The following is a 16,467-nucleotide window of genomic DNA, read 5'->3' as shown; positions in this document are numbered from 1 at the left end:
GTCAAGGCGCACTCCATAGGTTTGCGCCTGCCTGTCTAGTCACTTATCATTTCATAACACCTTCATATTATTGAGTTCTGTATGCGAATTTGTGCGTTTTTGGCGGTAGCGTTAACTTCTTTTTCTAGCTTTGCGGCGACCAAGGTCAATCTATTTGATGTAGAGGCTGTGGTCTACGAACAACAAGCGGATGCGAAGTACAGCGGTGAGGAGTTAGCTCGCCGTAGCGGTATGCGTGAAGTTATCGTAAAGGCGACTGGTAACAGTGCCTCTTTGGATAACCCAGTAGTAAAGAAGGCGATCAGCCAGAGCAGTCGTTTCCTTTCTACTATTTCTCCTTCTGAGCAGGGTGGACAACCGACACTTAAGATGTCGTTTAACCCGCGTCAGATCCAAGCATTGCTGCAGCAAGCGGAACTGCCATATTGGCCAGAAGAGCGTGCCAAAGTATTGGTATGGGTAGTGGAAGATAACGGTTATGACCGCACCATTAGCTGGGAACAATCAGGACGTACGTCAGTAGCCAACCTAAACTCTGTTGCTCGTCAAAAGGGCTTACCAATAGTTGTACCTGTTGGTGATATCGATGATGTGACTAGCATTAAGGCAACTGAGCTGTGGGGTAACTTTACCGAGCAGATTTCTGCATCGAGTCAGCGCTATGATGCTGATGCAGTCGTGGTTGTGCGTATAGAGCGAAACGGTAATCAGCAAAATCTGCGTTGGACGCTATACGATGATAAGCCTCAATACATTGCCGATCCGAGCCTTGCGACCGTAACCGGCCAAGAGAGCGGCACTAATCAGCAGGTAACCGAGGCGTTTGTTGCCGAGCTTGGTCGTTATTATGCGGACAAGAGCGCTGCCAAAGGCAGTGGTGAGGTTGCCTCTTCTATTACCGTAAACTTTGGTGGTATCGAGTCGGCGAAAGATTTCTTCACTGTTGAGAAGATGCTTCAAGGTCTACCAAGCGTGGCATCGGTTGAGCTTGAAAAGGTAACCGGTAGCAGTGTGGATTACCGTATTAACCTGCTCACTGACCAAGCAGACTTCCAACGTGAACTGCTGCGTAGCAATAAGGTAACTGAAGCCACTCCAGCCATCCCAACCACTTTGCCTGAGCCAGCTCCAGAGGCTGTAATTCCAGCTGAAACAGCGCCAGATGCAATTGCTCCTGAAGCACCTCAGCCAGAGCAAATGCCTGAGCCTGTACCAGAAGAAGAGCAAGAGCTCTACTTTGAATGGAGCTAGACAGAAGAATAAAAAATAACCCCGCAATCGCGGGGTTATTTGTATCTGTTACTTAGACGAGAATCTTTCGTCTTCTTCTTGTTTGTACTCGGAAAGCTTTTTCAGCTTCAGTCCGAGTTCGCGTCCGCGAAGACGGCTAAATAAGAGATTAGCGGTGAAGGTAATGGTCACCAGAATCAACTCTGCTACGGCTAACCAACGCTCTCCTTCATCCACATAGATAAGCGTCAGAGAGTGCAGGAAGTAGAGTAGAAGAATAAAGTTACTCCAAGCGAAGGTATAAGGTTTTGCCTGCAATATGCCTTTGATAGGAAATAGCAGGGGCACAGCCCAAACCAAGGTCAGTACTAAAGCACTGAATTCAGATGGTGGTGAGATAATAGAGTGCCATGCACATACAAAGGCGAGTAAGGAAAAATGACCCAGCTGTGCAACTCTAAGTGCCGTTCTGGTGTTAGGCGCCATTTCCGCACTCATTATAGGATCTCTAGCACTTGCTCTGGTGGGCGGCCGTGACGTGCTTTGCCTTCATTTACCACAATAGGGCGCTCAATCAGTTTTCTGTGCGATAGCATTGCATCGAAAAGCTGCTCATCGGTTACGTCATCTGCACCTAGGTTAAGCTCTTTGTAGTCCGCTTCTTTGGTACGCATCATCTCACGTACATTGCTCAGCTCTAACTGAGAGTAAAGTGCTTTTAGGTTGTCTTTAGTCAGCTCAGCTTGCAGATACAGAACCACCTCTGGCTCGATGCCTTTCTCTTCCAGCAGAGCTAGAGTTTGACGGCTCTTAGAGCAGCGAGGGTTGTGGTAAATGGTTACAGGCATAAAAGTTCCTTTTAGATTAGTTTTGTAGCGCCATAAATTGGTCACGCTGTTGCAGTAGCTGGTCGATTCTTGCGTCGAACCTAGCTTGTTGTAGGCTTCCCAACTCGGAGAGTTGTGCAGCCTGGGTAAAGCTCTGGATGGCTCTATTCCAGTTTGCGTTTAGAGCGTACAGCTCACCACGAGCGGCTACCTCATTGGCCGAGTCGCCAAGGCTCGCATACGCCTTGCTCAAAAGATGCCAACCATTGGTGTCTTTTGGGTTGTCATGGGTGAAGCGTTGCAGGGTTCTTACTGCTCTATCGTACTCTTCATCCTCTATCATTACGTTTGCTAGGTTGATGGTTAACACTGGGTTTCTTGGCTTAGTTTCAAGCGCAGTTTCAAGCATGGTCTGCGCTTCTTTGCCTTTGTCACTCTCAATATAGAAGTCTGATAGAGCATCCAAGATAAAGTTGTTATTCGGGAACTGCTTTTTAAGCTCCATCAACAAAGGCTCAGCTTTGTCTAATTGCTTAGTGTCTAAGTAGACTAAGGCTTTGCCATAGAGGTAGGCTGGCTTGGTCTCAGCAGAGGCACGTTTTTCTTTGCGCTGAAGCCAATCAAGGGCAGCATCACTGTTGATACCTACATAACGAGCAACAATCCGAGACTTGGCGAAATGAAAGTCTAGCGATGAAGGTACAGGCTTTATCGGGTACTTATTCGCTCTCGCCCTTGAGTCGGTAATACGGTCTTCTGGCAATGGGTGAGTCAAAAGCATAGGTGGCGGCTTACTGGCATAGCGGTATTCATCCGCCAAGCGGCCGAAGAACATTGGCATAGCATGAGGGTCAAACCCCGCCTTAATTAGGGTGTTCATACCCACGCGGTCAGCTTCTTTCTCATTGCTTCTGGTGTAGTTGATAGAGCTTTGTATCGCGCCTGCTTGGGTCGCGGTAATTGCAGCAATACCAGCCTCAGGGGCTGCGATAGCAAGAAGAATAGAGCCAGCCAGAGCGGCGATAGTCAGCGGCGTTTTACGTGCCTGATCTTCCATGCGTCGTGCAAGGTGTCTTTGGGTAACGTGCGCTATCTCGTGCGCCACTACCGAGGCGAGCTCACCTTCAGAGTTGGCGTGCAGGAATAGGCCTGTATGCAGAGCCACATAGCCACCGAAGAAAGCGAATGCGTTAATGTTACGATCGCGAATCAAGAAGAAGGTAAACGGCGTTTTTACGTCATCAGCGTTAGCTACTAGACGATAGCCTAGCGCATTTATATATTCGTTTAGAACGGGGTCATTGATCACCGGTTGGCTCGCGCGCAGCAGACGCATATAGGCGTCACCATAGTTATTTTCTTGATCTATGGTCAGCGTTGCGCCAGCGGCAGTGCCGATGTCGGGTAAGTCTGAGGTGTTGGCCCAAGCGGGAGAAGTCATGCACAATGACGAGCTGAGAACAACGGCCAGCATTGATCGTAATGGCTTTTTCTTGAAGGGATTCAACAAACACTTCCTATTTGAACTGTAACTCGAGTTTGTGGCTAGCTGCCACATAGTTACGACCACTCCTGGGAGAAATGGTTTCGTTTTTACTCCATTGATGGCTATACATTACCATCCATAGCCAGCTCGGGTATACAGCATCTGTTAAAAAGAATTACAATACTCCTTTTATGGAAAGCTTAAGCATGACAACGAGTGTGTTAGATTTAACAAAAGAGCGTTGCCCCATGTCCTTGCTGCTTGCAAAAAGAGCTAGCCTTAAAGTAACAAGCGGACAAGATCTTAAGCTTTTAGTCAGTGACAAGAGCTCTGTGGAAGACATGGTGCGATATTTTGAACGCCATCAATGGCGAACTCAGCTCGAACACGCATCCGATTGTTATCAACTTACGATTATCAAAGAGTAGTTATTCATGCTTAAAATGTTGAGTCAGTGGTACCAGCGACGTTTTTCTGACCCACATGCGGTGAGCTTGGTTGTTATCATCCTAGCTGGCTTCATAACTATCTATTTCTTTGGCGGTTTGATTGCACCACTTCTGGTTGCAATTGTCCTCGCTTATCTTCTTGAATGGCCTGTGACGCAATTGGTCAGGCTAGGGCTACCTCGCTCCTTTGCTGTGGTATGTGTGCTGCTGATGTTTATCAGTCTAGTGCTGGTGGCCATCATAGGCATAGTGCCAACCATCTGGCAGCAGGTGGGTAACCTTATCAACGATATTCCTAGCATGTATCTAGAGCTTCAGGGTTATATTCACTCTATCCCAGAGCGCTATCCTGAGCTTGCCAATATCACTAATGTTGAAACCATCTTTGGTGATGTGAAGAACAAGGTTGTGGGTATGGGGGAGACCATAGTGAAGGGCTCTTTGGCATCTCTAGTGAGCTTGGCAACCGTAGGTATCTATCTAATTTTGGTGCCGCTACTTATCTTCTTCTTGCTTAAAGATAAAGAAGAGATGCTAGGTATGCTAGGTGGTATTCTGCCTCAAAACCGAAATCTGGCTGATCAGGTTTGGCACGAGATGAACGAGCAGATCTCTAACTATATCCGAGGCAAGGTACTGGAGATCCTGATTGTGGGTCTGGTGAGTTATATCACCTTCTATATTCTTGATCTGCGTTATTCAGCCTTGCTTGCAGTTGCAGTGGGTCTATCAGTATTGATCCCTTATATCGGCGCGGCAGCGGTTACCATTCCAGTAGCTATTGTTGGTCTGTTCCAGTGGGGTTTATCACCACAATTTTACTACTTGTTGGTTGCCTACGGCATCATTCAGGCGCTTGACGGTAACGTGCTCGTTCCTATCTTGTTCTCTGAGGCGGTAAACCTGCACCCTGTGGCAATTATTGTGTCGGTATTGGTGTTCGGTGGTCTGTGGGGATTCTGGGGGATCTTCTTCGCTATTCCGCTCGCAACCCTAGTTAAGGCGGTTATCAATGCCTTTCGACATACAGAAGAGATAGCCAGTAAGGCAGAAACGTAAACTAGATTTGATTCTAAGAAAACAGCGCACCATTGGTGCGCTGTTTTCTTTTAGTCGTGGCAGAACTTTGCTTTGTAGCTTGATGCCTTGCCAAAGAAGATAATCGGCAAGAAGGTGATGGGCATACATAGCAGTCCAATAATTGACTCATAATAGAGGACTGCACCTATAGAACTGACAATGCCGACCATTACAGCGGTGACAATGATCTTATGGACGATAGGGAAGCTTTGAGAAAAGTTTGCGTATTGTGAAATCATTGGGGTTTTCCGAGAAAAACGATTATTTGAGCATAGTGATGACGTTTTATAATGATTTCAGAGTGCGTGAAGTTGTTGGCGGGAACAAGTTAATAAATATCATCTTTTATCAGGGTTAGATCTTTTAACCTGAATGATATTGAGTGAGGCAGGTTCCGTTAATTCGGCTCGAGAATTTGTCTTGATTATAGGTTGCTGTTCTATATCTGAGGTGATTCATGTTTTTTTAGACAAAAGATGATTTCACCTAAATTGTCATACAAGTGATGTGCTTAAAGGGCTCTGCCTTTTTGTAAGAAACAAAAAAGCCGCTTTTCAGCGGCCCGTTTTAGATTATTGGTTCAGATAATCCAGTACCACTTCATGGTGTGTTTTGGTTTTGAACTTGTTGAATACATGTTCAATTACGCCATTCTCGTCGATAAGGAAGCTGATACGGTGCAAGCCGTCATAGACTTTGCCCATAAATTTCTTCTCGCCCCAAACGCCGAACTGTTCCGCCGCAGAGTGGTCTTCGTCTGAAAGAAGGGTGAAGTTTAGCTCATCACGTTCGATAAACTTACCTAGGCGCTTAACTGGATCGATACTTACGCCCAGAACCACTACGTTGTGAGCGTCTAGCTCAGCTTTGATATCACGTAAGCCTTGAGCCTGAACCGTACAACCTGGAGTCATTGCTTTAGGGTAGAAATAGAAAAGAACCTTCTTTCCTTTAAAGTCTTTGATTGATACTTCTTTGCCGTCTTGGTCTAGAAGAGTGACGTCCGGTGCAGGAGTGCCTGCTTGCAAGGTTTGCATACCGTTTCCTTTTTTATCCATTGTTCAGAAAGTTGAGTGTGCCGGAAACGCCTAAGCGTTCGCACAATGCGGTGAAGGCTTCTTGAAGCTCCATCAGGTTATACTCGTCTGACAGTGAAGCGGTCAGACTGATTTGAAATTGGTCGTCTTCGGTTTGGGCTCTATCTTTGGTTAGGGTACGAGCACTTAAGGAGTCCAGTCCGATATTACGTTCAGCAAAGAAGTGCGTGATGCCTTCGGTCAGTCCAACCTTATCGTCCGACTGGATATGTGCCTCTAGGGTAAAGCTTTGGCTCGTCTCTCTGTGTCTTGAGGTGCGCTTCATCATGGTGATCAGGTCTTGCTCTTGTCCTAGCGCGGGCAGGGCATGTTCGACACGAGCAATTTGAGCGTTGTTGCCGGAGACTAGCATGATAAGAGTGAATTCATTACCAAAGATGGCAATACGGCTGTCGATGATGTTACAGCCGGTCTCTGAGACGAGGTGGATAACCTGGTTACCGATACCTGCGCGGTCTGAGCCAACCGCAGTGATGACGAGGTGTTGAGACATAGGGCATATCCTTAGCAAAATCGGCAATAGTGCCGCCCAAAACTTGGGAGAATTTTAATATTTTACACGCTTTGTTTTTTTGCTGTGATCAGAATTGTTAGAATTTTTTGAAATGGCGCAGACGATTTTGTCATGTATCAGGCTTTATGCAAAATAAGCGCAAATAATGCAATTCTTCTCACACTATCCCTTGTATCAGCCAAGCCCTATCAAGTACCATGCAAATTCAATAACGTTTAGGGAGTGAATCATGTTTTCAGGAAGTATCGTTGCTTTAATCACACCGTTTAATCAAGATGGCGAAGTAGATTACAAGAGCCTACGAAAACTGGTGGAACACCATATCGAAGCAGGTACAGATGCCATCGTTGCAGTAGGTACTACTGGTGAGTCAGCAACTTTGACTGTTGAAGAACATGTGAAGGTCGTAAATAAAACCGTTCAGTTTGCAGCAGGCCGTATTCCTGTTATCGCTGGTACGGGTGCAAATGCGACTCACGAAGCGGTCACATTCAGCCGTCTGTTGAACGATTCAGGCATCGCAGGCTGTCTAAGCGTGACTCCTTACTACAACAAGCCGACTCAAGAAGGCTTGTATCAGCATTTCAAAGCTATCTCGCGCGTAAGCACTGTGCCTATTATCCTATACAACGTACCGGGTCGTACTGGCGTTGATATGTCTCCTGAAACCGTTGCTCGTCTGTCTAAGCTCGACAACATCGTGGGCGTTAAGGATGCAACAGGCGATCTAGATCGCGTTGCGAAACATAAGGAACTTTGTGAGAAAGACTTTATCTTATTATCAGGTGATGATGAGACGGGTCTTGATTTTGTTAAGCTAGGTGGTGACGGAGTTATCTCTGTAACCAATAACGTAGCGGCGCAAGATATGGCGAACATGTTCAAGTTGGCTGCTGCGGGCAACTTTGATGAGGCAGAGGTGATTAACCAACGCCTAATGGGTCTGCACAACGGTTTGTTTGTAGAAGCCAGCCCAATTCCAGTAAAATGGGCCGCTTGTCATCTTAAGTTAATTGAACATGGCGGTCTGCGTCTGCCTATGACTCCACTTTCGGAGCAAGGACAGCAGGTAGTTAAAGCGGCTCTAGACCAAGCGAACCTGATTTAGAGCGCTGAATTACGCAACCCAAACGGGTTGCGGTTAGGAGTACCGATGAAGTTTGTTAATCAGCTAGTGGTAAGCTCACTAGCTGTTGCTATTTTAAGTGGTTGTGCCGGCAGTGCTGCCGAGCGTCGCCAAGCGAAAGACGATTTTAAGTATCTAGATGTTGAGTCCACTCCACCTCTAGTTTCCTCTCCAGATCAAACCCTAGAGCACTACCCTGATTACGATATCCCAGCGGGTGATTACACTGGTGGTATCGGCAAGCAGGTTGATATTCGTCCACCGCAACAGGTGTTAGAGCTGATCCCAGGTGCTCGTACAGAGCAAAAGGACGGTGAGGTGACCCTGTGGCTTCTGACCAAGGAAGAGCGTGATAAGGTTTGGGAAACCGTTAAAACCTTGATTGCCGATCAAGATCAAATCTCTTTAGCTGAGGAAACTGAAAACCGCCTTGAGACCGATTGGATCGTTTGGGAAGAAGAAGACGAAGAAGAGACGCTTGCGAGTCGCTATGAGATTGAGCGCTTTGAGCAAAACTCTCGCTACGGCTTCCGTATTAGCCTGATTGGTTGGAAAGAGGGTGGTAAAGAGCTACCTGTCTCTCGCACCAACAAAGAGCGCTATAACACCTTTATGACTAACCTAGTGACTTCTCGTTACGATCAGTTCGTGCGTGAAGAGGCAGCTCGTGAAGCCCTAGAACTAGTTAAGGTTATCCCACTAAGCATGGGTAAAGACCGTAGTGGCCTGCCAATCATCATCGCTCGCGCAGAGTACAATGTGTTCTGGCAACGTGTGCCTGAGCTACTGCCTGTGATGGGCTTTAACCTTGAAGAGCGTAACCAGTCTCAAGGTACTATCAAGGCGAGTTATGTGGCCCCAGATGATGAGTTTTGGGAACGCGTAGGTACTAAGCCGCTTGGCTATAGCCCAGAGAGCTACACCTTCTTGTTAGGTGATTTAGGCAACCGTACCTCCATCAATATTACGGATGCTAGCGGTAAGCCGGTAACCGAAGATATGCTAGAACAGATGCTTCCGGTGCTGGCAGCGGTCATGAAAGATGACAGTGCTACGACAACGGAAGAAGAGTAGATAGTAAAACGCCCAGTTTAAAACTGGGCGTTTTTGTATTTGAGATTATTCACCACCCTCGGAGCCACCGCTCTCGGACTCATCAGGGCTCTTGTCCTTCATATGCTTGTTGATTTTGGCCTGACGCTCTTCATCTAGCTTCTTGAGACGTTCAAGATCTTGCTTCTTCTCATCAGACATAGTACCCACCTTCATGTTAGCTGTGTATTTAAGCGCCGCAATATTACCTACGACTATGCTAACCACGATAATGATGATCACCCATGGATTTAATAGCCATTCTATAAGCATTACTGCGCGTCCTAATCCGTTGAAATGTTGATGATATATTGAGTGTAGATGGTATTTAGCTGTTCAAGCACAGTATCAAGGCCTTCGACAGGGTGCTTTAGCAGTGCTGCAGACAAAACCGCTTCGCTGTATGTTGACATAGCCGCTGAGGATATTCCTTTGTGGCTGATATGCCAGGGCTCTACAGCAACCCCGCCTTTGTCTTTTTCGTACGGAAAGAAGAATCCAAAACGAGGGGCATTTTTCTTCAGCCAGGTGTAGAAGCTTGCTTGATGTCCGCGGAGGTATTCCCACGGCTCGAGCTGCAGTTTCGTGTCCTGCGGAAGGTGATTCTTGGCATACACATCAAAGTCTGTACCCCAATGATGGCGACTGCCACCGGGTAGGGCAGACCAACGCAGGATAGCCTTAAGTTTCTCTTGTGCTGTTAACGCATTGGCATCGAGAGGGTTACCGTCTGAATCCTGAATAGGGCGCAGACCGGTGAATTTACCATCCCAGATGGCTTTCTGACGCTTAAAGTCTCGAAAGCCACTGGCAACGGAAAGCTCAAACCCCTCAGCATAGGCGGCCTCTACAAGTGCTTGCAGATCTGATGCCACGTCTATATGGGCTAACACTTGTTGTTCCGGCAGTTGCAACTCCCTTAGGTGAGAGTCACACAAACCGGTAAGCTGGGCATCGAGCCAAGGGGATTGATTACTCATAGGCTTATTTTGCTAGTAGGTTTTCAAGTACGTTTTCGTACATCTTCGCTAGAAGGTCGAGATCTTCTGCCTTAACGCATTCGTTCACCTTGTGGATAGTTGCGTTAACAGGACCTAGTTCGATAACCTGACCACCCATCTTAGCGATAAAGCGACCATCTGAGGTGCCACCTGTGGTTAGCAGTTGCGGCTCTTGACCGTTAACCTTAGCTACAGCATCTACTACTGCGTCTAGTAGGTCACCGGTACCGGTTAGGAAAGGTTCGCCGTTTAGGGTCCACTTCATCTCGTAGTCGAAGTCGTACTTGTTTAGTACCTCGTATACGCGCTCTTTGATTTCCTCGTGGGTGATCTCTGTGCTGTATCTTAGGTTAAACATGGCATGAACTTCACCAGGGATAACGTTGCTTGCACCTGTGCCACCATTTAGGTTCGGGAACTGGAAGCTTGTCGGTGGGAAGAAGTCATTGCCTTGGTCCCATTCGATTTGGCTGAGCTCAGTCAGTGCCGGTAGCGCAAGATGGATAGGGTTCTTCGCGATATGCGGATAGGCAACATGACCTTGAATACCTTTAACGGTTAGCTCACCGGTGAAAGAGCCGCGGCGGCCATTTTTCACTACATCACCCACATGGTCTGTGCTCGATGGTTCACCCACGATACACATATCGATGATCTCATTACGCTCCATCAGGGTGTCTACCACACGGGTAGTACCATTGATAAATGGCCCTTCCTCATCTGAGGTGATCAAAAACGCGATAGAGCCTTTGTGGTCAGGGTTTTTAGCGATGAACTCTTCAACAGCAACTACCATAGCCGCTAGAGAGCCTTTCATATCGGCTGCGCCACGACCATACAGATAACCATCGATGACTTGTGGCTCGAACGGTGCAGTATTCCAGTGGTCAAGATTGCCGGCTGGAACCACATCTGTGTGACCTGCAAAGGCGAATAGCGGTGCCTGTGTACCGCGACGAGCCCAAAGGTTAAGGGTGTCCTCGAAGTGCATCACTTCAATCTCAAAACCCAGCGCCTTTAAACGCTCAATCATTAACGGCTGACAACCCGCATCTTCTGGAGTAACAGATTTGCGGCTGATAAGGTCCTTAGCCAGCTCTAAAACAGGACTTACTTGCATCCTAGATCCTTTAAAATTTACTAAATGTGGAAAATGTCTCGGTACTGCTCAGCCTTAAAGCCGATATGCAGTAGATCGCCAATACGGATGATTGGACGCTTAATCATGGCAGGGTGTTCTACCAATAGGGGAATAGCGGTGCTTTCGCTTAAGCTTTGCTTTTGCTCGTCACTCAGTTGACGGTAGGTTGTGCCACGTTTGTTTAGCACTTGTTCCCAGCCCAGGAACTTGCAGAACTCAGCAACCAACTCTTCATCGACACCTTGTTTGCGGTAATCGTGAAATTCAAATTCGATATTCTGCTCTTGAAGCCACTTCTTGGCCTTCTTAATGGTATCGCAGTTAGGGATACCATACATAATTACGCTCATTTTATTTCCTTTCTATAAGCCGTTAACAGCATCCTAACAGACTACAACGAGAGGGTGTACAGGCAATGTAAGAGTTTCTTTGCTCACGTTATTTAGTAAAAAAGTATGTTGGATTTGGTTTGAGTTGATCCTTCTCAATTTTCGATAGTCGATATTAGCAATAATGAGAACAATGATTTTTGGAGGTATCAATGGAATTGAATCCTGTATTTGCGCGCAGGCTGTATCTCGCGCACCTTGTCGCCAGCTTGGAACGACCGAATGTTCCTAAATTAATCGAACGTACCGGTTGGCCTCGTCGTACTATTCAAGATGTTTTGAAGGCATTACCTGGAATCGGTATCAGCCTGCAATTCGTACAAGACGGTCGTCGACATAACGATGGCTATTATCAAGTCTCTGACTGGGGACCTTTAGACCAACAATGGGTTGAGGTAAACACCAAGAAATTGGAGTCCCAGTTCAACGGCTAGTCTTTCATTGCTAGATATGCAGCAAAGCCAATCCAGCTAACTATAAGCAGTATCCAAGGCAGTTTAGAAGCGCTATTCGTGCTCTCTACGGAAGCTTCTGTTTCAGGGGCTTCCACCTGGGCTTGTTTAGCCTTAACGTTTCTTTTCTTGGCTTTGTCTGCTTGCCTAGCCTTCTGTTTATGCTGCTTTTTGTATTCAGCTATACCTTTCGCAATACCCTGCGCAATCAGCTTGGTTTGTTCCTTGGTTTGCCCCGGTCTTTGAGTGGCCTTGGCTACTTGCATCGCTTGTTGTTGGGTTTCGTCTGAGATTGTCGTATTGTTCTTCTTCATTTTGATTAGGCGTCATCGAATCTTGTTGAAATTATGCCTAAATTTGTGAGTAACGGAAATGCGATATTTTATCGAAGACTACGATAAACACGGCTATCTGAAAGCGCCTGCTTGGTTGTGGGTGAGTTGGATATTCCTAGCCCGTGGTTGGGTAGCTTTTGTGATGGCGGCAGCAACTCGAGACAAAGGCAGTGAGATCTTAGGCCTCATCTACCCAAATGTCTCTCATCTATACACTATGATGTGGTTAGGTCTGCCTCCAATCATCATTATGTGGATGATTGGGCTACGCAATCCAGAGCGCCCCCTTATCGCAAAAGCGATGCGTGTCGGGCGCTGGGTCAGCATTTTTACTGCCGGCACTCAATTGCTGCTAGAACTGTCTGCTGTGATGCAAAGGCATGGCCAGTTCAGTTGGGGCAGTGCAGTCTCTATTGTTGGCCTTAGCTGGATACTGATTTATCTATTTAACAGTCATAGAGTCAAAGAGTGCTTTAAGACTCTTTGACTCGTACACATATGTTTTGGAATCAAGATTTCGGGAGAGATAAATGATTCAACCTCAAGCGGCTATCGTGCCTGAAGCTGGCCCATTTGGCCTATATGTACTTTTGAAGGTGACGGGCGACCGAAGCCTAGTGTTGCAAAACCTTAAGCAGGTTTCTGATTGGGTTGGAGAGATTAACTTCAACCAACCTGGCGCGCACCTAACCAGCAGTGTGGCTTTTTCTCACGATTTTTGGCTCTCTGCCTTTGAGATGGCTCCACCAAAAGAGCTAATTAGCTTCCCACGCCTTGAAAGCGGCGATGTGGTTGCACCAGCTACAGATGCTGACATCTATCTGCACTGTCACTCTCACCGCCATGACCTGCATTTTTATCTGCTACGTAAGCTGATGCAGAATATCTCAGAGCATGTTGAGGTGGTAGACGAGACCTATGGTTACAAGTTTATGGACTCGCGTGACATGACCGACTTTGTGGACGGTACAGAGAACCCTAAGGGCGATGCACGCGCAGATGTTGCGCTTATCCCAGAGGGTGAGTTCGAAGGCGGCAGTTATGTGATGGTGCAGCGCTTTATCCATAGCCTTCCGCCATGGAATGATCTATCTGTTGCTCAGCAAGAAGAGATTGTGGGTCGCACTAAGCCAGACTCGATCGAGCTGGATGATGTGCATGAGGAGTCCCACGTAGGACGAGTGGATATCAAGAAAGAGGGTAAGGGCCTTAAGATAGTGCGTCACAGCCTGCCATATGGCTCTGTATCGGGCGAGCACGGTCTTTTGTTTACGGCTTACTGCAATACACTGGAAAACTTCACTGCCATGCTAGAGAGCATGTACGGCCAAACTGACGGTAAGACAGATATGCTTCTGAACTACACCAGGGCGGTCACAGGTGCGTATTTCTTTGCGCCAAGCCTAACGCTTTTGAAAACCTTGGCTTAGGCTTAAGGCATAAAAAAACGCAGCCAACTGGCTGCGTTTTTTATTACCTTAGAGGTACTTATTTAGTTACGCGAAGAACTGGAGTTTCGCCAACTGTTACAGCACCAGAAAGTTTGTTCAGCTCTTTGATTTCATCCATGTTAGAGATAACAACTGGAGTAAGAGTTGATTTCGCTTTCTCTTCTAGGAACGCTAGGTCAAATTCGATGATAGTGTCACCAGCTTTAACTTCTTGACCTTCTTCAGCGATGCGAGTGAAGCCTTCACCTTTCAGTTCAACAGTGTCGATACCGAAGTGAACGAACAGCTCGATGCCGTCAGTAGACTCGATAGAGAACGCGTGGTTAGTTTCGAAGATCTTACCGATAGTACCGTTTACAGGTGCAACGATTTTGCTACCAGTAGGTTTGATTGCGATGCCGTCACCAACGATTTTCTCAGCGAAAACTACATCTGGCACATCTTCGATGTTTACGATTTCACCGTCCAGAGGAGAGATGATTTCGATTGAACCTGCAGTGTTGCCTTCGTCCGATACCAGCTTCTTAAGTTTGTCAAACAGACCCATTACGTGCTCCTAAGCAATTAATTTCTATTGAATTATATTATTAGTTGGTTTTTTCCGCGATAAATTTCGCTACGTGCGCTTCAATCTCTGCAGCCGTTGCCATTTGCAGCGCTTCGTCTGCCATAGCTTTAACTTCTGCGAAGTTTGCGTTGCGGATAACCTTCTTAACTGTTGGGATAGAGATGCCGCTCATAGAGAACTCGTCTAGACCCATACCCAGTAGTAGAAGTGTTGCGCGCTCATCGCCCGCTAGCTCACCGCACATTCCAGTCCACTTACCTTCCTTGTGAGAAGCGTCAATCACCTGCTTGATTACTGTTAGTACAGCTGGCGATAGTGGATTGTAAAGGTGAGAAATAAGCTCATTACCACGGTCTACTGCTAGAGTATACTGAGTTAAGTCGTTAGTACCAATACTAAAGAAAGAAACTTCTTTTGCTAGGTGGTGTGCAATCGCAGCTGCTGCTGGAGTTTCCACCATAACACCGATCTCGATGTCTTCGTCAAATGCATGACCTTCAGCACGAAGTTCAGCTTTGTACTCTTCGATTGCCGCTTTAAGCTCGCGAATCTCTTCTACTGAGATGATCATTGGGAACATGATACGTAACTTACCGTGTGCAGATGCACGTAGGATGCCGCGTAGCTGGTCACGAAGGATTTCGCGACGGTCTAGGCTGATACGTACTGCACGCCAACCTAGGAATGGGTTCATCTCTTTTGGAAGATCCATGTACGGTAGGTCTTTGTCGCCACCGATGTCCATGGTACGGATGATAACCGCGTGGCCATTCATCGCTTCCGCTACTTCTTTATAGGCCTGATATTGCACTTCTTCAGTTGGAAGTGAATCACGGTCCATAAATAGGAATTCTGTACGATACAGACCAACACCTTCACCACCGTTACGGTTTACGCCGTCACAGTCTTTAACTGTACCGATGTTACCGCAAACCTCTACCTGGTGACCGTCTAGAGTGATCGCAGGAAGGTCTTTCAGTTTCGCTAGCTCAGCTTTCTCTGCTAGGAAACCTTCTTGGAAGCTCTTAGCTTCAGCTAGCTCAGCTTCTGATGGGTTGATGATGATCTTGTTGTTTAGTGCATCAAGGATTAGCATGTCGCCGTTGTTCACTTGCTTAGTGATGTCGTTAGTACCAACGACAGCAGGAAGTTCAAGAGAACGTGCCATGATAGAAGTGTGAGACGTACGACCACCGATGTCACAAGCGAAACCAAGAACATAGTCTAGGTTGATCTGTGCAGTTTCAGATGGGGTAAGGTCGTATGCTACTAGGATAACTTCTTCATCGATGTCACTTAGAGACACGATGTTGATGCCAAGTGCGTTTTTAACAAAACGAGAACCGATATCACGGATGTCCGTTGCACGCTCTTTTAGGTATTCGTCGTCTAGAGACTCAAGGGCAGTTGCTTGCTCTTCGATTACGCTGTGGATAGCGTTATCAGCGCTTAGTTTGTCGCCTTTGATAAGAGCAAGAATCTCTTCTTCTAGCTCTTCGTCTTCAAGAAGCATAATGTGACCTTCAAAGATCGCTTCTTTTTCTTCGCCAAAGGTTTCTAGAGCTTTCTGCTTGACGATCTCAAGTTGAGCAGCTGATTTGTTACGCGCGTCAAAGAAACGCTGTACTTCAGCTTCTACTTGGTCATCAGAGATTTTGTTGGTGTTAAGAACGATTTCGTCTTCTTGAAGAAGTAGTGCTTTACCAATAGCAATACCTGGAGAGGCTAGGATGCCTGAGATCATAGCTGTACCTCAAATTGGTCAGTTTGTGGGCAGAGTTAGGCTTAATTTTTAGCCTAACTGGGCATTAAATCAATAAAGCCACTTGGTATTTAAACGAAGTGGCTTTGAGATACTAAATGCGTTGCTTAGTGAAGCTCGTCCATTAGAGCTACTAGGTGGTCAACTGCTTCTTGAGCCTGTGGGCCTTCAGCAGAGATAGTAACCATGGTGCCTTTAACTAGACCAAGAGTTTGAAGCTTAAATAGGCTCTTAGCGCTTGCGCTTTTGCCGTTAGAAGTCACAGTGATGTCTGCGTCGAAAGATTTTGCTTCTTTAACGAACTGCGCCGCTGGGCGAGTGTGAAGACCGTTCTCTGCAGTGATTTCTACTTGCTTCTCGTACATGTGAATTACCCCATTTATGTCGATTATGTTTGTTAAGTTCTGAATCGGCTTATGGCAACCAACGTTTAGTTTGTCAGTTGAAGCACTATTTATTGTGCTAGT

The 16,467-nt window shown here is 46.7% G+C and carries 22 protein-coding genes; 8 read left to right on the top strand and 14 right to left on the bottom strand.

Annotation, left to right across the window (positions count from 1 at the left end):
- Window positions 1-81: 81 nt before the first annotated feature.
- The gene (locus tag Pcarn_RS10200; protein ID WP_261833763.1) at window positions 82-1,251 is read left to right on the top strand and encodes a DUF2066 domain-containing protein; all 1,170 of its coding nucleotides are present in this window, start codon (window positions 82-84) and stop codon (window positions 1,249-1,251) included.
- A 48-nt stretch (window positions 1,252-1,299) separates the two neighbouring features.
- Here Pcarn_RS10200 and Pcarn_RS10195 read toward each other — a convergent pair whose 3' ends face one another.
- From Pcarn_RS10195 to bepA, 3 genes are read right to left on the bottom strand one after another with little or no spacing between them, the layout of a single operon-like run.
- Window positions 1,300-1,728, bottom strand: a complete 429-nt coding sequence (locus Pcarn_RS10195) for a DUF2069 domain-containing protein (protein ID WP_261833762.1) — start codon at window positions 1,726-1,728, stop codon at window positions 1,300-1,302.
- Complete coding sequence (arsC, locus tag Pcarn_RS10190; protein WP_261833761.1) at window positions 1,728-2,078, bottom strand: arsenate reductase (glutaredoxin); 351 nt, start codon at window positions 2,076-2,078, stop codon at window positions 1,728-1,730. Before arsC ends, Pcarn_RS10195 begins: the two co-directional genes overlap by 1 nt.
- A 16-nt stretch (window positions 2,079-2,094) precedes the next feature.
- Window positions 2,095-3,531 (bottom strand): beta-barrel assembly-enhancing protease, encoded by a 1,437-nt coding sequence (bepA, locus tag Pcarn_RS10185; RefSeq protein ID WP_261835669.1) that lies wholly within the window; start codon window positions 3,529-3,531, stop codon window positions 2,095-2,097.
- A gap of 203 nt (window positions 3,532-3,734) precedes the next feature.
- On the opposite strand from bepA, the gene Pcarn_RS10180 reads away from it, so the two are divergent.
- Together Pcarn_RS10180 and Pcarn_RS10175 are read left to right on the top strand one after the other, a co-directional pair.
- The gene (locus tag Pcarn_RS10180; RefSeq protein WP_315972676.1) at window positions 3,735-3,971 is read left to right on the top strand and encodes a sulfurtransferase TusA family protein; all 237 of its coding nucleotides are present in this window, start codon (window positions 3,735-3,737) and stop codon (window positions 3,969-3,971) included.
- 6 nt (window positions 3,972-3,977) lie between these two features.
- Window positions 3,978-5,051 carry an AI-2E family transporter gene (locus tag Pcarn_RS10175; protein ID WP_261833759.1) on the top strand — a complete coding sequence of 358 codons (1,074 nt, stop codon included), beginning with the start codon at window positions 3,978-3,980 and terminating at the stop codon, window positions 5,049-5,051.
- Window positions 5,052-5,101: 50 nt separating this feature from the next.
- Here Pcarn_RS10175 and Pcarn_RS10170 read toward each other — a convergent pair whose 3' ends face one another.
- The 3 genes from Pcarn_RS10170 to Pcarn_RS10160 form a co-directional block, all read right to left on the bottom strand.
- Entirely contained in the window at window positions 5,102-5,311 is a 210-nt protein-coding gene (locus tag Pcarn_RS10170) for a hypothetical protein (protein WP_261833758.1), read from the bottom strand.
- Between the two features lie 333 nt (window positions 5,312-5,644).
- Entirely contained in the window at window positions 5,645-6,109 is a 465-nt protein-coding gene (gene bcp, locus Pcarn_RS10165) for a thioredoxin-dependent thiol peroxidase (RefSeq protein ID WP_261833757.1), read from the bottom strand.
- A gap of 13 nt (window positions 6,110-6,122) precedes the next feature.
- A complete protein-coding gene (locus Pcarn_RS10160) occupies window positions 6,123-6,662 on the bottom strand; it encodes a glycine cleavage system protein R (RefSeq protein ID WP_261833756.1) in 540 nt (179 codons plus the stop codon).
- Window positions 6,663-6,912: 250 nt separating this feature from the next.
- Between Pcarn_RS10160 and dapA the strand changes: the two genes are divergently transcribed.
- Complete coding sequence (dapA, locus tag Pcarn_RS10155; RefSeq protein ID WP_261833755.1) at window positions 6,913-7,791, top strand: 4-hydroxy-tetrahydrodipicolinate synthase; 879 nt, start codon at window positions 6,913-6,915, stop codon at window positions 7,789-7,791.
- Between the two features lie 45 nt (window positions 7,792-7,836).
- Window positions 7,837-8,883: an outer membrane protein assembly factor BamC gene (gene bamC / locus Pcarn_RS10150; RefSeq protein ID WP_261833754.1), complete on the top strand. Its 1,047-nt coding sequence runs from the start codon at window positions 7,837-7,839 to the stop codon at window positions 8,881-8,883.
- A 45-nt stretch (window positions 8,884-8,928) separates the two neighbouring features.
- Here bamC and Pcarn_RS10145 read toward each other — a convergent pair whose 3' ends face one another.
- The 4 genes from Pcarn_RS10145 to Pcarn_RS10130 are packed head-to-tail and all read right to left on the bottom strand — an operon-like array spanning window position 8,929 to window position 11,393.
- Entirely contained in the window at window positions 8,929-9,174 is a 246-nt protein-coding gene (locus tag Pcarn_RS10145; RefSeq protein ID WP_261833753.1) for a DUF2897 family protein, read from the bottom strand.
- Window positions 9,175-9,185: 11 nt separating this feature from the next.
- Window positions 9,186-9,881, bottom strand: a complete 696-nt coding sequence (locus Pcarn_RS10140; protein ID WP_261833752.1) for a M15 family metallopeptidase — start codon at window positions 9,879-9,881, stop codon at window positions 9,186-9,188.
- 4 nt (window positions 9,882-9,885) lie between these two features.
- Window positions 9,886-11,022, bottom strand: coding sequence for a succinyl-diaminopimelate desuccinylase (dapE, locus tag Pcarn_RS10135; protein ID WP_261833751.1), 1,137 nt, complete (start codon window positions 11,020-11,022; stop codon window positions 9,886-9,888).
- 20 nt (window positions 11,023-11,042) lie between these two features.
- Window positions 11,043-11,393 carry an ArsC family reductase gene (locus tag Pcarn_RS10130; RefSeq protein ID WP_261833750.1) on the bottom strand — a complete coding sequence of 117 codons (351 nt, stop codon included), beginning with the start codon at window positions 11,391-11,393 and terminating at the stop codon, window positions 11,043-11,045.
- A 191-nt stretch (window positions 11,394-11,584) separates the two neighbouring features.
- Between Pcarn_RS10130 and Pcarn_RS10125 the strand changes: the two genes are divergently transcribed.
- Entirely contained in the window at window positions 11,585-11,866 is a 282-nt protein-coding gene (locus Pcarn_RS10125) for a winged helix-turn-helix domain-containing protein (protein WP_261833749.1), read from the top strand.
- Here the strand turns inward: Pcarn_RS10125 and Pcarn_RS10120 are convergent.
- On the bottom strand, window positions 11,863-12,198 hold the full coding sequence (locus tag Pcarn_RS10120) for a DUF2956 domain-containing protein (RefSeq protein WP_261833748.1): 336 nt from the start codon (window positions 12,196-12,198) through the stop codon (window positions 11,863-11,865). The genes Pcarn_RS10125 and Pcarn_RS10120 overlap by 4 nt on opposite strands.
- A gap of 58 nt (window positions 12,199-12,256) precedes the next feature.
- Between Pcarn_RS10120 and Pcarn_RS10115 the strand changes: the two genes are divergently transcribed.
- The gene (locus Pcarn_RS10115) at window positions 12,257-12,706 is read left to right on the top strand and encodes a DUF2919 domain-containing protein (RefSeq protein WP_261833747.1); all 450 of its coding nucleotides are present in this window, start codon (window positions 12,257-12,259) and stop codon (window positions 12,704-12,706) included.
- Window positions 12,707-12,749: 43 nt separating this feature from the next.
- Window positions 12,750-13,649, top strand: a complete 900-nt coding sequence (locus Pcarn_RS10110) for a Dyp-type peroxidase (protein ID WP_261833746.1) — start codon at window positions 12,750-12,752, stop codon at window positions 13,647-13,649.
- Between the two features lie 58 nt (window positions 13,650-13,707).
- On the opposite strand, the gene crr is transcribed toward Pcarn_RS10110, so the two are convergent.
- From crr to Pcarn_RS10095, 3 genes are all read right to left on the bottom strand, one after another.
- Window positions 13,708-14,217: a PTS glucose transporter subunit IIA gene (gene crr / locus Pcarn_RS10105; RefSeq protein WP_261833745.1), complete on the bottom strand. Its 510-nt coding sequence runs from the start codon at window positions 14,215-14,217 to the stop codon at window positions 13,708-13,710.
- Between the two features lie 40 nt (window positions 14,218-14,257).
- Entirely contained in the window at window positions 14,258-15,982 is a 1,725-nt protein-coding gene (ptsI, locus tag Pcarn_RS10100) for a phosphoenolpyruvate-protein phosphotransferase PtsI (RefSeq protein WP_261833744.1), read from the bottom strand.
- 125 nt (window positions 15,983-16,107) lie between these two features.
- Window positions 16,108-16,365, bottom strand: a complete 258-nt coding sequence (locus tag Pcarn_RS10095; RefSeq protein ID WP_261833743.1) for an HPr family phosphocarrier protein — start codon at window positions 16,363-16,365, stop codon at window positions 16,108-16,110.
- Between the last annotated feature and the right edge of the window lie 102 nt (window positions 16,366-16,467).

It is taken from the genome of Vibrio ishigakensis (assembly GCF_024347675.1).
Taxonomy (GTDB): domain Bacteria; phylum Pseudomonadota; class Gammaproteobacteria; order Enterobacterales; family Vibrionaceae; genus Vibrio; species Vibrio ishigakensis.
The sequence above is the reverse complement of the archived record's forward strand: the minus strand, read 5'-3'. Positions and strand labels throughout refer to the sequence as shown.

Coding starts and splice junctions, on each gene's coding strand:
- Pcarn_RS10110 (WP_261833746.1), top strand. CDS start 12,750: ATGATTCAACCTCAAGCGGCTATCGTGCCTGAAGCTGGCCCATTTGGC.
- Pcarn_RS10175 (WP_261833759.1), top strand. CDS start 3,978: ATGCTTAAAATGTTGAGTCAGTGGTACCAGCGACGTTTTTCTGACCCA.
- Pcarn_RS10095 (WP_261833743.1), bottom strand. CDS start 16,365: ATGTACGAGAAGCAAGTAGAAATCACTGCAGAGAACGGTCTTCACACT.
- bcp (WP_261833757.1), bottom strand. CDS start 6,109: ATGCAAACCTTGCAAGCAGGCACTCCTGCACCGGACGTCACTCTTCTA.
- dapE (WP_261833751.1), bottom strand. CDS start 11,022: ATGCAAGTAAGTCCTGTTTTAGAGCTGGCTAAGGACCTTATCAGCCGC.
- bamC (WP_261833754.1), top strand. CDS start 7,837: ATGAAGTTTGTTAATCAGCTAGTGGTAAGCTCACTAGCTGTTGCTATT.
- ptsI (WP_261833744.1), bottom strand. CDS start 15,982: ATGATCTCAGGCATCCTAGCCTCTCCAGGTATTGCTATTGGTAAAGCA.
- Pcarn_RS10115 (WP_261833747.1), top strand. CDS start 12,257: ATGCGATATTTTATCGAAGACTACGATAAACACGGCTATCTGAAAGCG.
- Pcarn_RS10140 (WP_261833752.1), bottom strand. CDS start 9,881: ATGAGTAATCAATCCCCTTGGCTCGATGCCCAGCTTACCGGTTTGTGT.
- crr (WP_261833745.1), bottom strand. CDS start 14,217: ATGGGTCTGTTTGACAAACTTAAGAAGCTGGTATCGGACGAAGGCAAC.
- bepA (WP_261835669.1), bottom strand. CDS start 3,531: ATGCTGGCCGTTGTTCTCAGCTCGTCATTGTGCATGACTTCTCCCGCT.
- Pcarn_RS10180 (WP_315972676.1), top strand. CDS start 3,735: ATGGAAAGCTTAAGCATGACAACGAGTGTGTTAGATTTAACAAAAGAG.
- dapA (WP_261833755.1), top strand. CDS start 6,913: ATGTTTTCAGGAAGTATCGTTGCTTTAATCACACCGTTTAATCAAGAT.
- Pcarn_RS10145 (WP_261833753.1), bottom strand. CDS start 9,174: ATGCTTATAGAATGGCTATTAAATCCATGGGTGATCATCATTATCGTG.
- arsC (WP_261833761.1), bottom strand. CDS start 2,078: ATGCCTGTAACCATTTACCACAACCCTCGCTGCTCTAAGAGCCGTCAA.
- Pcarn_RS10120 (WP_261833748.1), bottom strand. CDS start 12,198: ATGAAGAAGAACAATACGACAATCTCAGACGAAACCCAACAACAAGCG.
- Pcarn_RS10170 (WP_261833758.1), bottom strand. CDS start 5,311: ATGATTTCACAATACGCAAACTTTTCTCAAAGCTTCCCTATCGTCCAT.
- Pcarn_RS10125 (WP_261833749.1), top strand. CDS start 11,585: ATGGAATTGAATCCTGTATTTGCGCGCAGGCTGTATCTCGCGCACCTT.
- Pcarn_RS10200 (WP_261833763.1), top strand. CDS start 82: ATGCGAATTTGTGCGTTTTTGGCGGTAGCGTTAACTTCTTTTTCTAGC.
- Pcarn_RS10130 (WP_261833750.1), bottom strand. CDS start 11,393: ATGAGCGTAATTATGTATGGTATCCCTAACTGCGATACCATTAAGAAG.
- Pcarn_RS10160 (WP_261833756.1), bottom strand. CDS start 6,662: ATGTCTCAACACCTCGTCATCACTGCGGTTGGCTCAGACCGCGCAGGT.
- Pcarn_RS10195 (WP_261833762.1), bottom strand. CDS start 1,728: ATGAGTGCGGAAATGGCGCCTAACACCAGAACGGCACTTAGAGTTGCA.